General features: G+C 48.3%; 16 protein-coding genes, 2 rRNA genes and 1 riboswitch. Of the genes, 16 read left to right on the top strand and 2 right to left on the bottom strand.

Annotation, left to right across the window (positions count from 1 at the left end; genetic code table 11):
* From B1728_RS34165 to B1728_RS34175, 3 genes are all read left to right on the top strand, one after another.
* Positions 1-82 (top strand): 23S ribosomal RNA (locus B1728_RS34165); the annotation flags it as partial.
* A gap of 273 nt (positions 83-355) precedes the next feature.
* A 5S ribosomal RNA gene (gene rrf, locus B1728_RS34170) occupies positions 356-472 on the top strand.
* Between the two features lie 164 nt (positions 473-636).
* On the top strand, positions 637-1,122 hold the full coding sequence (locus tag B1728_RS34175; protein ID WP_079914895.1) for a hypothetical protein: 486 nt from the start codon (positions 637-639) through the stop codon (positions 1,120-1,122).
* Between the two features lie 14 nt (positions 1,123-1,136).
* On the opposite strand, the gene B1728_RS34180 is transcribed toward B1728_RS34175, so the two are convergent.
* Complete coding sequence (locus tag B1728_RS34180; RefSeq protein WP_079914896.1) at positions 1,137-1,505, bottom strand: hypothetical protein; 369 nt, start codon at positions 1,503-1,505, stop codon at positions 1,137-1,139.
* A gap of 328 nt (positions 1,506-1,833) precedes the next feature.
* Here B1728_RS34180 and B1728_RS34185 point away from each other — a divergent pair, with 328 nt between their 5' ends.
* The 10 genes from B1728_RS34185 to rsmI all read left to right on the top strand — a co-directional run bounded on the left by B1728_RS34185 (position 1,834) and on the right by rsmI (position 9,500).
* Positions 1,834-2,034: a sigma factor G inhibitor Gin gene (locus tag B1728_RS34185; protein ID WP_079914897.1), complete on the top strand. Its 201-nt coding sequence runs from the start codon at positions 1,834-1,836 to the stop codon at positions 2,032-2,034.
* 121 nt (positions 2,035-2,155) lie between these two features.
* Positions 2,156-3,613 (top strand): aminotransferase class I/II-fold pyridoxal phosphate-dependent enzyme, encoded by a 1,458-nt coding sequence (locus B1728_RS34190; RefSeq protein ID WP_079914898.1) that lies wholly within the window; start codon positions 2,156-2,158, stop codon positions 3,611-3,613.
* Between the two features lie 205 nt (positions 3,614-3,818).
* Positions 3,819-4,466: a dTMP kinase gene (tmk, locus tag B1728_RS34195; protein WP_079914899.1), complete on the top strand. Its 648-nt coding sequence runs from the start codon at positions 3,819-3,821 to the stop codon at positions 4,464-4,466.
* A gap of 275 nt (positions 4,467-4,741) precedes the next feature.
* On the top strand, positions 4,742-5,071 hold the full coding sequence (locus tag B1728_RS34200; RefSeq protein WP_079914900.1) for a cyclic-di-AMP receptor: 330 nt from the start codon (positions 4,742-4,744) through the stop codon (positions 5,069-5,071).
* Between the two features lie 21 nt (positions 5,072-5,092).
* On the top strand, positions 5,093-5,539 hold the full coding sequence (locus B1728_RS34205; protein ID WP_079914901.1) for a YaaR family protein: 447 nt from the start codon (positions 5,093-5,095) through the stop codon (positions 5,537-5,539).
* Between the two features lie 73 nt (positions 5,540-5,612).
* Positions 5,613-6,590, top strand: coding sequence for a DNA polymerase III subunit delta' (gene holB / locus B1728_RS34210; protein WP_079914902.1), 978 nt, complete (start codon positions 5,613-5,615; stop codon positions 6,588-6,590).
* 2 nt (positions 6,591-6,592) lie between these two features.
* Positions 6,593-7,399: a PSP1 domain-containing protein gene (locus B1728_RS34215; protein ID WP_079914903.1), complete on the top strand. Its 807-nt coding sequence runs from the start codon at positions 6,593-6,595 to the stop codon at positions 7,397-7,399.
* A 28-nt stretch (positions 7,400-7,427) separates the two neighbouring features.
* Positions 7,428-7,778, top strand: a complete 351-nt coding sequence (gene yabA / locus B1728_RS34220; RefSeq protein ID WP_079914904.1) for a DNA replication initiation control protein YabA — start codon at positions 7,428-7,430, stop codon at positions 7,776-7,778.
* A 63-nt stretch (positions 7,779-7,841) separates the two neighbouring features.
* Positions 7,842-8,612: a tRNA1(Val) (adenine(37)-N6)-methyltransferase gene (locus B1728_RS34225; protein WP_079914905.1), complete on the top strand. Its 771-nt coding sequence runs from the start codon at positions 7,842-7,844 to the stop codon at positions 8,610-8,612.
* A gap of 12 nt (positions 8,613-8,624) precedes the next feature.
* A complete protein-coding gene (gene rsmI / locus B1728_RS34230; RefSeq protein ID WP_079914906.1) occupies positions 8,625-9,500 on the top strand; it encodes a 16S rRNA (cytidine(1402)-2'-O)-methyltransferase in 876 nt (291 codons plus the stop codon).
* 314 nt (positions 9,501-9,814) lie between these two features.
* Here rsmI and B1728_RS34235 read toward each other — a convergent pair whose 3' ends face one another.
* Positions 9,815-10,069 carry an AbrB/MazE/SpoVT family DNA-binding domain-containing protein gene (locus B1728_RS34235; protein ID WP_010501678.1) on the bottom strand — a complete coding sequence of 85 codons (255 nt, stop codon included), beginning with the start codon at positions 10,067-10,069 and terminating at the stop codon, positions 9,815-9,817.
* Positions 10,070-10,429: 360 nt separating this feature from the next.
* Here B1728_RS34235 and B1728_RS34240 point away from each other — a divergent pair, with 360 nt between their 5' ends.
* From B1728_RS34240 to B1728_RS34250, 3 genes are all read left to right on the top strand, one after another.
* Complete coding sequence (locus B1728_RS34240; RefSeq protein ID WP_079914907.1) at positions 10,430-11,716, top strand: HD domain-containing protein; 1,287 nt, start codon at positions 10,430-10,432, stop codon at positions 11,714-11,716.
* Positions 11,717-11,779: 63 nt separating this feature from the next.
* Positions 11,780-12,547, top strand: a complete 768-nt coding sequence (locus tag B1728_RS34245; RefSeq protein WP_079914908.1) for a TatD family hydrolase — start codon at positions 11,780-11,782, stop codon at positions 12,545-12,547.
* 224 nt (positions 12,548-12,771) lie between these two features.
* Positions 12,772-12,967, top strand: a riboswitch (cyclic di-AMP (ydaO/yuaA leader).
* A gap of 414 nt (positions 12,968-13,381) precedes the next feature.
* Positions 13,382-14,521 (top strand): resuscitation-promoting factor, encoded by a 1,140-nt coding sequence (locus B1728_RS34250; RefSeq protein WP_079914909.1) that lies wholly within the window; start codon positions 13,382-13,384, stop codon positions 14,519-14,521.
* Positions 14,522-14,561 lie beyond the last annotated feature (40 nt).

Consider the following 14,561-nt stretch of genomic DNA (forward strand, 5'->3'; position numbering starts at 1 on the left):
GACGACGAGGTAGATAGGTTCGGGGTGGAAGCACGGCAACGTGTGGAGCTGACGAATACTAATCGGTCGAGGGCTTAACCTAGAGTCCCCACAAAGTGAAGCAAAGCGTTGTAGCTTATGCCGATTACTTTGCGGGGAGCCCCGAAACACAAATTGCTCAACAATACGCATGCATTTCGTATCTAGTTTTCAAGGAATAAGCCTTGAGCTGCAAGTCCTTTCTAAGGATGGATATTTTCTAGCAGTAATTTCGAAGGAGTAGCGCTTCGAAAAAAGCGTATGCTTACGAAGTAAGCTTTCTGACGAAAGCTCAGCAATCCTTACGAAGCCAGTTTTGCTAAAGCAAAACTCTTAGTTTGGTGATGATGGCGGAAGGGAACCACGCGTACCCATACCGAACACGAACGTTAAGCCTTCCAGCGTCGATGGTACTTGGACCGAAGGGTCCTGGGAGAGTAGAACGTCGCCAAGCACAAATTGAAACAGTCTTTCTGGATGTAGGTCCAGAAAGACTGTTTTTTGTTTTTCCGTCCGAAAGCATGGTGGGTTATGGGGCGAATAGAACCGATGACGGGGACTGATAATAACTCGTGAAGCTGGTGCCGTCCTTCACTTTGAGCTTATCGGAGGAATACAATGAGACATTATGCGTTAGTACTATGTATAGGTTTCCTTATTATGCTGATCGCTTTTCCGGCCGCAGCGGACGCTAATTCCGAAGTAATGCCGACGGAGTACAGACAGGATCTAAGACAAGCCCCTGCTATGGACGGGGAGGTTGCTCCTCAAGGCTATCGCTCGGGCCGGGGATCGTTTTCCGGGGTAAGAACTCCTGCAGGCAGGGGCACTACGACCACTCCGAACCGTAATCCTGCGAATGTTACTACCAATCCGCGGACCAATCCTCCGACTACAGGGACTCCTGCCCGAGGAGGATGGGGAAGTTTATTCGGCGGCTTCGCGGCAGGGGCCTTAATCGGGAGCTTATTTAATCCGTTTGGATTTATGGGCTTCGGTCCGGGAGCAGGAACACCGTTTTCCTTTATTGGGCTGATTTTTTGGGCTGTTGTGATTTATTTGGTTTATCGGTTGTTTACAAGATCCCGTAGAAACGAATCCTGATTTAGGGAACGATTTTATTGAGCGTAGCAGGATGTGTCCTGATCGTTAATTTTCAAATATCCGTTCTCCATGTGGTGTCTCAATTGAAAGATGAGTACAAATCTGGGAAGCAGGATCCAGACGTGTACAAACATTGCATGGAGAATCAAATCCAAGGATACCCAAGGGAAAAAGCAGCCGCAAATGACAACGGTAACCCATAGCAGGTGAGCGGTCAGATTACGCATGCGATATAGAGCAAAGTAGCTTAATGGAACGTACCCCAGCCAGGGAAGCCGATAAAGAAGTCCCCACTGATGCAGCGGGCGTTTTTCCTTAAAGGTAAAGTATACGTAAATGATGAACGTATGCAAAAGAGGAATCAGTACTGTGCTAATAATCATTGGCAGAGGATTCCATCGTATCAAATCCCAAAGTAATAAAAGACCGGGAATGCACCAGTAAGCTATAAGTAACCAAGGCTTATACCGAATTCGTTGAAGCAGCCGGTAATGATAAACGGTTGATTCCTTTGATAATCGTTGTTCCTTCACTTGATCTCACTCGTCCATTTTCATAGATTCTTTTTTGCAAATACTATATCGGTTATTTTAGCTTGAAATATAAGCGTTTGGAACCATGTACTAGCTTTTTTCATAAAAATAGATCATCCGCGTTTACTTTAAGAGAAACAGGACATACTGGTAGAAAAGAAGAATAGAGGTGAGTTGTGTGGGAGACGCTTTACATGAACCTACGGTGGCCCATAACTGCATCATCTGCGGACAATTAAAGGAAGACGGCATTATGATTATATCCGAATTCATCTGCGAAGACTGCGAGCATGAAATGATCTCAACCGACGTCAGGGATGCCAAATATCCTTTTTTTATCCATCAAATGAGGCAAATCTTTTATAAGAAAAATGCATAGGTTGTCTATGAAACATGAATTCGGCTCTGATGAACGGAATTTTTCCCGTTGGTGAGAGTCTTTTTGTTTGTTACAATAAAGGGTATATCAACTTTTATACGCAAACAGGGAGATTCACAACATGGATAAACAGAGCGCTCCATTATTCGAGCGATTGGTACAGCATTCTCAAGGGAAGCATGTCAGCCTGCATGTTCCCGGTCATAAATCAGGACAAGGCTTGGATGAAGAAGCCAGAGCTTATTACGAATCTATTATGCATCTGGACGTAACGGAAATTACCGGGCTGGACGATCTTCATCATCCGGAGGAAGCGATTCGGGAGGCGCAGCAGCTGGCTGCCGAATGCTTTGGTGCGGAGGAAACCTTTTTTCTAGTAAACGGAAGCACTGTGGGCAATTTGGCCATGATCCTAAGCGTATGCCGCAGAGGAGATTTGCTGCTGGTTCAGCGTGATGCCCATAAATCGGTGATACACGGCCTTATGCTTGCGGGTGCAAGGGCTGTGTTCTTGAATCCTGAGATCGACCCGGCAACAGGGCTCACATTAGGGATTCGCCAGGAGGATGTCCGTCTAGCCTTGCAAAAATATCCCGAAGCGCGTGGGCTTCTTATTACTCGGCCAAGCTATTACGGCACGGCCATTCCTCTAGAAGGGATCGTACAGCTTCTGCATGAATACGACAAGCCTCTGCTCGTGGATGAGGCGCATGGAGCGCATTTCGGATTTCATCCGGCCCTTCCGAAGTCAGCTTTGTCCTGCGGGGCGGATGTTGTGGTACAGTCGACGCATAAGCTGCTTACCGCTATGACGATGGGAGCGATGCTTCACGTGCAGGGGGATCGGATCGACCGGAAGGAAGTAAAGCGCTACTTAACGATGCTTCAAAGCTCAAGTCCTTCCTATCCTCTCATGGCGAGCCTGGACCTAAGCCGCAGACAAATGCATGTACAAGGCATGGAGCTGCTGGAGCAGGGGATTCGTATTGTCGATCAGGTGATGGAGCTGATGAAGGATAATGAACGGTTTGTGCTGCTTCAGCCGGAGCACGATAACGAGATCGTCCGCGATCCGTTCAAACTGATCGTCAAGGACGCGACGGGCTCTTTAAGCGGCTTTGAACTGAAGGATGCCCTGGAAGAGCGCGGATGTTTTGTCGAGCTGGCAGACCCGCAGGCGGTTTTGCTTGTCCTGAGCCTGGCGTCCACGCAAGAGGATGCGCATAGGCTGGCGCAGTCTTTTAAAGAAATAGCCGAATCCAGCCCGCCTGTTAACCAACAAGGGAACGCCAGGCTTACCGCAACCTATTCTGCGATGTCGGGTTTATCGGAGCCGGTATCCTTCGATGAATCGGTGTATCGCCATAAAGGGACGGCGCAAGTGCCTTTGGGGGATGCCATAGGCTTGAGATCCGCAGAGATGATGGTTCCCTATCCTCCTGGAATTCCGGTTCTATGCCCCGGCGAAATTATTTCTTCCGAAGTGGTTCGCTATTTGAAGCAATTGGTTCAGATGGGGGCCCGTATTCATGGATTAATCGACGGCGAAGAGCCGATGCTGTCCGTATTGATATCTTAACTAAATAACCCCACTCGGGAACTTATCTTCCATGCTGAATCAAGTGTTTTGCTGGGAGTCCCCGCTATGTTATGTCTTTCATCCGGAAGTTAGGAAAACAAGCTAGGTATTGCAAGCCAAACAGTATATAATCATAATATCCTTAAGGGTATGCTGAGCCTGCAATCGGGCAATAGTGACCTATTATATGATTGGAGATAACCGAATGCAAAAAGGGTATTTTATAACGGTGGAAGGCGGCGAAGGGGCAGGCAAAACCTCCGTTATCGAACTCATGACTCAATATTTATCCACGCTGGGCCTGGAAATCGTCTCTTCACGGGAACCTGGCGGGATCGACATAGCGGAGCAGATAAGAGCGATTATATTAGATAAAAGCAATACGAAGATGGAAGGGAGAACGGAAGCCCTCCTCTACGCAGCCGCGAGAAGACAGCATTTTGTTGAGAAAATTCAACCGTCCCTGGCTCAGGGGAAGGTTTTCATATGCGATCGGTTTATTGATAGCAGCTTGGCATATCAAGGCCATGCCAGAGGCTTGGGAATGGATGAGGTGCTTACGATCAATCAGTTTGCGATCGAGAATGTATTCCCCGACCTGACGATCTATCTGGATGTAAACCCTGAGGAAGGGTTACGGCGCATTCATGCCCGGAGCGACCGGGAAATCAATCGGCTTGATCTGGAATCATTGGCGTTTCACCAGAAGGTTCGCGAAGGATATTTGATCTTGGCGGATCGATTCCCCGACCGCATCGTACGCATTGACGCTAACGGCGGCATAGACGAGGTTTATGAAAGCGTGAAGGGCTGTCTGGACAGCCGATTCAAGAAAAGCAGCGAAGCCGATTAATTCCGGCATGACGCAATCTTGCAGTCGATTTCGCACACCGCCCGTTATCGTGACATATACTGCCATAGATCGGACAGAAGGCTGCTTTGGGAATGGCGATGAGAAGTTAAATTACGGTTCCCAAAACAGCTTTCCAAAGAGAAAAGCAGGAATCGAATGAACCGGTGTCAAATTAATAAGATATGAACTAATGTATCATTCGACATCATTCTAAGTCATCCATTGCTGCAAGGGTCAACCGAGTCATTTGTAAAAATGTAAAGGAGGGCAATGCCATGAAATTAGTTGTTGCCGTTGTACAGGATAAGGATAGCAATCGGCTTTCGAATGCTCTGATCAAGGAAGGCTTCCGGGCTACCAAGCTGGCAAGTACGGGCGGGTTTCTACGGGCCGGCAATACGACCTTTATGATCGGTATCGAAGACGACCGTGTGAATGAAGTAATGCAGGTTATCAAGTCGAACTGCAAAATTCGTGAACAGATCGTTACTCCTGTATCTCCTATGGGAGGAACGACCGACTCCTATATTCCGTTCCCGGTCGAGGTTCAGGTTGGAGGAGCTGCGGTATTCGTGCTTCCGGTTGAACGGTTTGAGCATTTCTAAATCGGAGAGGCAGGTTGCACTGTGAAAATAAATCCGGGCTGGCGCCCTTTCGGTAAAGAAATTCAACGAAACGAGACCTCAACGCCCCAACAGCTGCAGCAGAAATCGTTCTCAGATATGATGCACCAGCACGACGAAAGGGCATCGCAGGAGCAGCTTCAGCGTATTTTGCAGCAGATTCATCTGCAAGGGGAACGCTTGTCGAGATCGATGACGGTCCGTGAATTGCGCCAGTATAAGCTTCTCGTGAAGCAGTATTTGGAGGAGACGGCACGCCGCGGGGTACAGCTGCGCGATACGCGCGGCTGGGACCGGCGGGGGCGCTCCAAGCGGTACAAGCTTTTGGAGGAGATAGACGAAAAGCTTCTGGCCCTGGCGGACGAGCTGTTAGAAAGTGAGCAGGGAAGAATTGATCTGCTGCATCAAATAGGCGAAATTCGCGGCATGCTGATCAATCTTGCTTTCTAGGTTTGTAAGAATCGGACAATGCAAAGGTCAACACTGACCTCTATATAATAGGAAAGGATAGTACAGGAGCACAATGTCTTTCCAATCCATACCCGGGCAAGAACGTGTCAAACAGATATTGCAGAACAGTTTACGTACAGATAAAGTATCCCATGCTTATATATTTACAGGTCCATCCGGAACTGGCCGTAAGCAGATGGCGCTTGCTTTTGCACAAGCTCTGTACTGCCAGGTGCTGCCGGACGATGCCTGCGGAGAATGTCTCGACTGCCGTAAGGTGGAGCATGGCAACCATCCGGACCTGCATTGGGTCCGCCCAGATGGGGCTTCTATCAAGATTGAGCAAATTCGGGAGCTTCAGAAGCAGTTCTCCTATCGTGCATCCGCTTCCGGGCTAAAGATGTACATTCTGGAAGACGCCGATAAGATGACGGTTCAGGCTGCCAACAGTCTGCTGAAGTTCCTAGAAGAGCCGACCTCCCGTGTCGTCGCCATTCTGATTACTGATAATGGACAGGCCCTGCTTCCGACGATCCGGTCCCGGGCGCAATGGGTTCCCTTTGCTCCTATGAGCCGCGATCGTATGATAGCCGTGCTTCAAGAGGAAGGGCATCCCTCGGTTCTGATTCAAGCGGCGGTTCGGCTGGCTGCAGGTCCCGATGCGGCGAGAGAGCTAATTCAAGGAAATGGGTTTGCAGAAATAAGAAATCTAGTGATACAATTAACAAAGGAAAGTATGTCCCGACTGCCTACGGCGCTTTTGACGGCTCAGCAAAAGCTGGCTAAGTCCGAGCTGACGGAGCAGCTTCCCTTATTCATGGATCTGCTGATTTTATGGCTGAAAGATATGGTGCAGTTAAACATCGGCAATCGGTCCGGGCTCGTATATGCCGATCAAACCGATTGGATGGCAGGATTGGCCTTATCTTACGATATGAAGCATTGGGTGCGGTGTTTGGAGCAAGCAGTCGAGCAGCAGAAAAGACTCCGCTTTCATGCAAACCCGCAGCTGGTGTTGGAAAAAATGTTAATGCAGCTGAAGGGGGTGTAAATTTGTACTCGGTTGTTGGTGTCCGCTTCAAGAAAGCGGGAAAAATCTATTATTTCGACCCGATCGATTTACCGGTGGATAAAGAGAGTGCGGTTATTGTTGAAACGGCTCGAGGGATTGAGTACGGAAAAGTAGTTATCGGGAGACGGACGGTTCAGGAATCCGATGTCGTTCTTCCATTAAAGAAAGTCATTCGCATAGCGGATCAAACTGACGCACAGCTTGTGGAGGACAATAAGAACGCGGCGAAAAACGCATTTGCGCTTTGTCAGGATAAAATAAGGGATCATCAGCTCAAAATGAAGCTGGTTGACGTTGAATATACATTTGATCGCAACAAAATCATTTTTTATTTTACAGCCGAAGGAAGAGTCGATTTCCGGGAGCTGGTGAAAGATTTGGCCGGAGTCTTCCGGACCCGCATTGAGCTTAGGCAAATCGGCGTTCGAGACGAAGCCAAAATGCTGGGAGGTATCGGTCCTTGCGGGCGCATTCTTTGCTGCTCATCCTTCCTGGGGGATTTTGAGCCGGTATCCATCAAGATGGCAAAAGACCAAAATTTATCGTTAAATCCGACAAAAATTTCCGGGCTTTGCGGCCGGTTAATGTGTTGTTTGAAATATGAGCACGATAACTATGAAAGTGGTAAAGAGGATATGCCGCGCGTAGGAAGCGAAGTCATTTCCTCCCTGGGCAACGGCCGTGTCGTATCGCTAAATATTAACGAGCGTACCGTAAAAGTGCAGATTTATGAGCTCGGTAAAGTCATGGAGCTATCCTTTGACGATGTAGTGGAGCAGCAGCTTTAACGGTTGTTAGCTTTCTTGAGGTGAATGTGTGGATAAAAGAGACGTTTTTGTTCAAATTGAGCAAATCGAAGAACAGATGGGTGCTATCTACTCCGAGCTGGGGCTGATGAAAAAGCAAATTATCGAGCTCCTCGAGGAAAACAAACGCTTGAGCATAGAAAATCAGCAGCTGCGCAAGCTGCTAAAGAAGGATGCGGAGCCACCTGTTGAAGTACCCCATATTCATGTCACCGCCGCACAGGCCAAGGAGCTTACAGGTGAGGGGTACGACAATCTGGCCCGCCTGTACCACGAAGGCTTCCACATCTGTAATGTCTACTACGGTCATTTGCGTACGGAAGGCGATTGTTTGTTTTGCTTATCGTTTTTAAATAAATAAAAAAACCGCCGTAGGGAGCAAGCTTCTCTACGGTTTTTTTCAAGAAAGAGGAAGCGTGCGCTGATGGAAAAGGTACCTTTGCAGCCTAGTGAAAGACTAGACGATTTATTAACGAATGATCTGAAAATCATCCAAAGCGATGAAGTGTTCAGCTTCTCGATGGATGCGGTGTTGTTAGGCAGATTTAGCTATGTTCCGCCGAGGGGAAGGATGGTCGACCTCTGTACGGGGAACGGAGTGATTCCCTTGCTGCTGTCGACGCGCACGAAGGCTTCGATCGTTGGCGTAGAGATTCAGGAGCGGCTCGCGAATATGGCGGAGCGCAACGTCCAGCTGAATGATTTGGATCACCAGATTCAGATTATTCACGGGGATTTGCGCACGATTCATCAGCAGCTGGGGAACGGGACCTTCGATGTAGTGACCGTGAACCCGCCATATCTTCCCGTTCCGAACGGGGAGCAAAATGGGAATGAGCATGTGGCGGCTGCACGGCATGAGGTGTTCTGTACGCTTGAGGATGTCGTCAGAACCAGCAGCAGGCTGGTGCGCAGCGGAGGCCGCGTAGCGATGGTGCACAGGCCCAGCCGGTTAGTCGAAATTTTTTGCACGATGCGTCAGTATAAACTGGAGCCCAAAAGAATCCGGTATGTACACCCGCGTGCAGGCGAAGAAGCGAATATGGTGTTGATTGAGGCGCTCAGAGACGGGAAGCCGGAGCTTAGGACGCTGCCGCCGCTGATCGTATATAAAAATAAAACGGACTATTGTGACGAGCTGATGGAGATATATTACGGCAAGCGTGACGAGCTCATCCAGCCGACCGTTACATAGTGAGGGACTAACGTGGACATTCAGAAAAGCTATCAGCAGGATCATGGAGCAGGGAAGCTGTATCTGGTCGGAACACCGATCGGCAACCTGGAGGATATGACGTTTCGTGCGGTGCGCATTTTAAAGGAAGTGCAGTGGATCGCCGCAGAGGATACGAGACAGACACGCAAGCTGCTAACCCATTTTGATATCGCAACACGGCTTGTAAGCTACCACGAGCATAATAAGCATGCAAGCGGGCCCGAGCTGATTCGTCTTTTGCAAACAGGCGAAGACATTGCGCTTGTCAGTGATGCAGGGCTGCCTGCCATTTGCGATCCGGGAGCGGATCTGGTTCGACAAGCTATCGACGCAGGAATAGCGGTTATACCCATTCCAGGCGCCAACGCGGCCTTATCGGCCTTGATCGTATCGGGGCTATCGACAGAACGTTTCACCTTTCTGGGCTTTTTGCCGAGAGACAGAAAGCCGCTGCAGCAGGAGCTTGAATCGCTTAAGCAAAGGAACGAAACGATGCTGTTCTATGAATCCCCTCATCGCATAATGAAGACGCTGGAAGCGATGCTGGAGGTATGGGATCCGGAACGGCAAATGTGCCTGATGCGGGAGCTGACCAAGAAATACGAGGAAGCGGCAAGAGGGACGATCCGAGAATGCTATGAGCTGCTGCAGGAGCATCCTCCCCAGGGAGAATACTGCATCGTCGTACAGGGCAGCACCGATTCGGAGAATGAAGCTTCGGACGCCTGGTGGGAAGGCTTCAGCCCGGAAGAGCACGTCGAGCATTATACGACTCAAGGGCTTGACCGCAAGGAAGCGATAAAACGCGCGGCAGCGGACAGACAGATACCGAAGCGGGAGCTGTACAATTATTTGCACCAAAAGTAGATCGCGAATGCGGAAGCGGCGAAATCAGCCGGTCGGCTCATTGCCGGATCGGCTGATTTTTTATTGGCTTACGCAGGCCGTACAAGCCCGTCGATGATGTGCCCGTGCTTTCCCGCCGCCAAACTGTAGAAATGGAGGCTTGGCGGAACTTTTGTGACATGTTCTTTCTATTATAATAGGTGACGCTAACACAAATAAAAACGGAAAAAAATCCCCAATCTCATGAAATTTCATGGATTGGGGAATAGAGGAGATATGAAAAAGGTTAGAATTACCTTAGTAAGAAGTGCTATCCTTATTATAACCTATTTTTCTTATTTTGTCACAGGTATTGGCATTTCCGATAAACATTCGTGACAAACAATTTTACCTTTGAAATAAGAGACGTTTTCTGCATTGCCACAGAAAATGCAGGCCGGCTCATATTTCTTCAGCATGATGCGCTCACCGTCGACATAGATTTCCAAAGCGTCTTTTTCGCCGATGCCCAATGTTCTGCGAAGCTCGATAGGGATAACAACACGTCCCAGCTCGTCAACCTTTCTAACAATACCAGTAGATTTCATCATATATAAAAGTCCCCTCTCGAATTAGATAAATCGTCATTATTCGACAATATTCTTAAGATTTATGATACCAACCATTCCCAAAATAGTCAACTAGAAAATTGCATTTTTTGCCGTTAAAATATGGTAGTCTATCCTTCTACTTCAATATAAAACAGAGTGGCTGCTGAAAAACCTTGCAAATATGCACCTTTTCTATAGACACCAAACATAGTATTATGAATATATTCCATACTAAAGAAAAATTTAGAAGACATATTCTGTTCACATTTGGAAGTTTCATACGACAAAGTTCGACAAAATCATCATTTTCCTGCTCATTCCGTGTCGAAAATACAAGAAGCTTTAGGGAGGTTACGCATCATGTCGAGTCCTTTACAGGAAGAAAAGGTATTCAAAGACCCGGTACATAAATACATCTACGTGCAGGACCAAACGATTTGGGATCTGATTAACACCAAAGAATTTCAACGCCTCCGTCGTATACGACAGCTCGGCACTTGCTTCCTGACGTTTCACGGCGCCGAGCACAGCCGATTTTCCCATTCCCTCGGGGTTTACGAAATCACGCGCAAAATCATATCGCAATTCGAACGAAACGGCTATGAGGATTGGCCGCGGGAGGAGCGGCTGCTCTCCTTGTGCGCGGCCCTTCTGCACGATGTCGGACACGGCCCCTTTTCCCATTCGATTGAAAAAACGTTCGGGACCCATCACGAGGAATGGTCCTGCCGGATCGTTCTTGGAGATACCGAAGTGAACAAGGTGCTTAAGCGCATATCCCCCACTTTTCCACAAAGGGTGGCCGGGGTTATCGCCAAAACGTACAAGCAGGAAATCGTCGTCAGCCTCGTCTCGAGCCAGCTGGATGCAGATCGGATGGACTACTTGCTCCGCGACGCTTATTATACCGGTGTCAATTACGGGACGTTCGACCTGGAACGCATTTTGCGGGTGATGAGACCGTTTCAAGGCCACATTGTCGTGAAAGAGAGCGGCATGCATGCTGTCGAGGATTACTTGATGTCCCGGTACCAGATGTATTGGCAGGTATACTTTCATCCTGTTACCCGCAGCGCGGAGGTTATTCTGCATAAAATTTTTGAAAGAGCGAAACAGTTATATGAAGAAAACTATTCTTTCTCGTTTATGCTGCCGCCGCTCTTAAGCCTGTTCCGGGGGACATTGTCCATACAAGAGTTCCATTTGCTCGATGAAGCCTTTATGCAGACGGTGCTGATGCAGTGGACCAACGAGCAGGATGCCATTCTGGTTGACTTGTGCTCTCGCTTCCTTAACCGCAAGCTGTTTAAGTATGTCATGCTGGAGAGGATCGACGCGCTTCAAATAGAGCGGCTGCGCGATACGATGCGGGCTCTGAATCTGGATCCGTCCTTCTACCTCGAAATTGATTTCCCGTCGGATCTTTCGTATGATGTGTATCGGCCGGGAGTCCATGACGAAAAATTGCCGATTTTGCTGCTGGACCAAAAGCATACGTTGACGGAAATTTCGCGCAAGTCGGAAATTGTCCGATCCATCAGCGGCATTCATATGGGGAAATATCATCTGTATTTCCCGGAGGAGCTCTTATCCGCTGATCCGGGCTCCATTCATCCGGAGCACCGCAAGCTGCTTGGCATGGAATAAAAGCTCGTCTATCGAACCGCAAGGACCAAATTGAACTTACATATGAAGGAGTTAATTGCCGCTATGCTGATAGACACGCACACCCATTTGAACGCCCCTCAATTCGATGACGATCGACATGAGGTTATCCAACGGGCATTAGAAAGCGGAATCAGTCGAATCATCAATGTCGGATTTAATCGCGAAACGATCCCTACCTCGATTGCGCTTGCCGAGCAATATGACTTTATTTATTCAACCGTCGGATGGCATCCCCAAGATGCCAAAGATATGATGCCGGGCGATCTGGAATGGATCGAAGAGCTGTGCAAGCACGAGAAGGTGGTCGCCATCGGAGAGATAGGCTTGGATTATTATTGGGATACCTCTCCCAAGGATGTACAGGATCGAGTATTTCGGGAACAAATCCGTCTGGCCCGCAAGCTGGGTATGCCTATCGTGATCCATAACCGGGACGCACACCAAGACATTATCCGGGTTCTTCGAGAAGAGAAGGCTTCGGAGGTCGGCGGCGTCATGCATTGCTTCTCCGGCAGCTGGGAGACGGCCAAGATGTGCCTCGATATGAACTTTTACATCTCCTTCGGCGGCCCTGTCACATTCAAAAATGCCAAGCAGCCCAAAGAGGTGCTGGAGAAAGTTCCGCTGGACCGTTTATTGGTTGAAACCGACGCGCCTTATTTGACTCCGCACCCCTATCGAGGGAAAAGAAATGAAACCGCATATGTGAAATTAGTCGCAGAAACCGCTGCACAAATCAAGGGGTTAACCCTGGAGGAGCTGGCTCACGCGACTACGAAAAATGCAGTTACATTGTTCGGATTACGGTGAAATAAAAGGGGGGTTGGGACAGCCCTATTTTCGTCGAAAACGTGAAAACGAGAGAAAAACAATCCAAAAAATACGTCAAGTTGAGAAATACATGGGTTATGCTCAAGAAATCGATCAAAAAAATCGGAATTGAACAAAAACGGACCTTTTTTGCCGAGTTTGTATACTTTACAACTTTATATCCGACAGCGTAAACTCAATATTAACTTAATACGATTACCAATTTTCCATTATCGCTGAGTTTCCGTAAGGGAAACGGGGGAACCGCAAAAGGCCAGTCTTGATTTGAAAATAAGGCTAAGGTCACATTTTCTGGGGTGAGTCTTGGATGGGTAGATGTTTGTTTACCCGGATCCAAGTAGGGCGACTCTCAAGTCCGAATCCGTCAGCTAACCTCGTAAGCGTTAAGAGAGAGGTATGATTGTCGTGTGCTTTATTTCATTACTGATGAAATAACCTAAAGTCACGGGAAGAGTCCTCTTTCCGTGACTTTTTTTGTTCTCCCGTCATTGTGATAACTATCCGACAACATAATCATTACCTACAGCCAAGAGGAGGTGCTGGCCGCACGCAGGAGAAACGATATGGATTGCTAGTTGCAGCCCTTAGTTGACCGCACAGGAGAAGCTTAATCGGGCAGAACAAGTGTTCGATGAAGTCTTCCGTGCTTCCAGGATGCGTTGGACTCAACGGTCATGGAGGCTGTTCCTGGGGGAAAGAACGTCGTTAGGCGTTGTTCTTTATTAACCAACAGATTGCAAAACTTAACCATAGTCGCGTCAGATCAATCATGCGTAACACTCGACGGCGGGGCTTTGAAGGAGGACCGAACTAGTGGGAGCTATTCAACACGAGCAAACCCATGTAAGACGATCATCCAGCATGTCCTTCGCATTGCGATGGAGGCATGAAAACTTGCGTTTGATATCGATCATAGCAATTATTTCATTCGCGTTGACTTTCATGTTTTTATTAATGTTATACGGTACGGCTACCAAGAAGGTGACCGTAGTCGTGAACGGAGAAGAAACCGTTGTTTACACTAAGCAATGGGATTTGAAGCATTTACTGGATGAGCAAGGCGTCACTGTAGGAGAGCATGATCGTCTCTCTGCAGCGCTGGATTCGAAAGTAAAATCCGGGGACCGGATTACGATCGAGCATGCAAGGCCGATTCAGCTGACGGCTGACGGAGAAACGAAGACGCTGTACACGGTGCAAAAGACGGTGGGCGGCGCATTGAATGATTTACAGGTTCAGGTAGGAGAGCTTGACAAGGTAACCCCTGTCGTGGATGCCGAGCTGCCTGACAGCGGTGAGATTCAAATCGTACGGGTAACCAAAGAGGTTGAAGAGGTTCAAGAAAAGATAGCCTATGACGTTGTGAAAAAGAACGACCCTCAATTGGTAAAAGGCAAGGAGCAAGTGGTGCAGGAAGGCCAGGAAGGCCTGGTTGTGAAGAAAAAGGAAAAGATGTACGAAGACGGTAAGCTTGTATCCGAAGAAGTAGTGGACCAAAAGGTTCAATCAGAGAGCGTCAATAAAATTGTCGCAGTAGGCACCAAAAATCCGGTTGTTGTATTATCGGCATCATCGCCAAATCTACAGGAAGTAACAAAAGGCGGAGTTTCCTTCGGCGTCAAGCAGGTCATTAACAATGTGACATTGACCGCTTATTCAGCGGGCGCTGCTTCGACAGGAAAGAGTACAGAGCATCCGCAGTACGGACTTACGTCTACAGGCACGAGAGTAACGGAAGGTCGCACAATTGCAGTGGATCCCAAGGTGGTTCCGCTGGGCTGGTGGGTTTATATTGACGGGCTTGGATTCCGCAGAGCGGAGGATACCGGAAGTGCAGTCAAAGGAAACATTATCGATGTGTATTTTGACAGCAACGATTATGCCAACCGATTTGGCTTGAAGCGCGGGTATACCGTTTATGTGATTGGACCCAAGAAACCAACCGCGGACTAAGGACCTGCAATTGGGGAAGACTCATTATATATATGCTAAA

The organism is Paenibacillus sp. 32352 (genome assembly GCF_002042965.1).
Classification (GTDB): Bacteria; Bacillota; Bacilli; order Paenibacillales; family NBRC-103111; genus Paenibacillus_S; species Paenibacillus_S vulneris.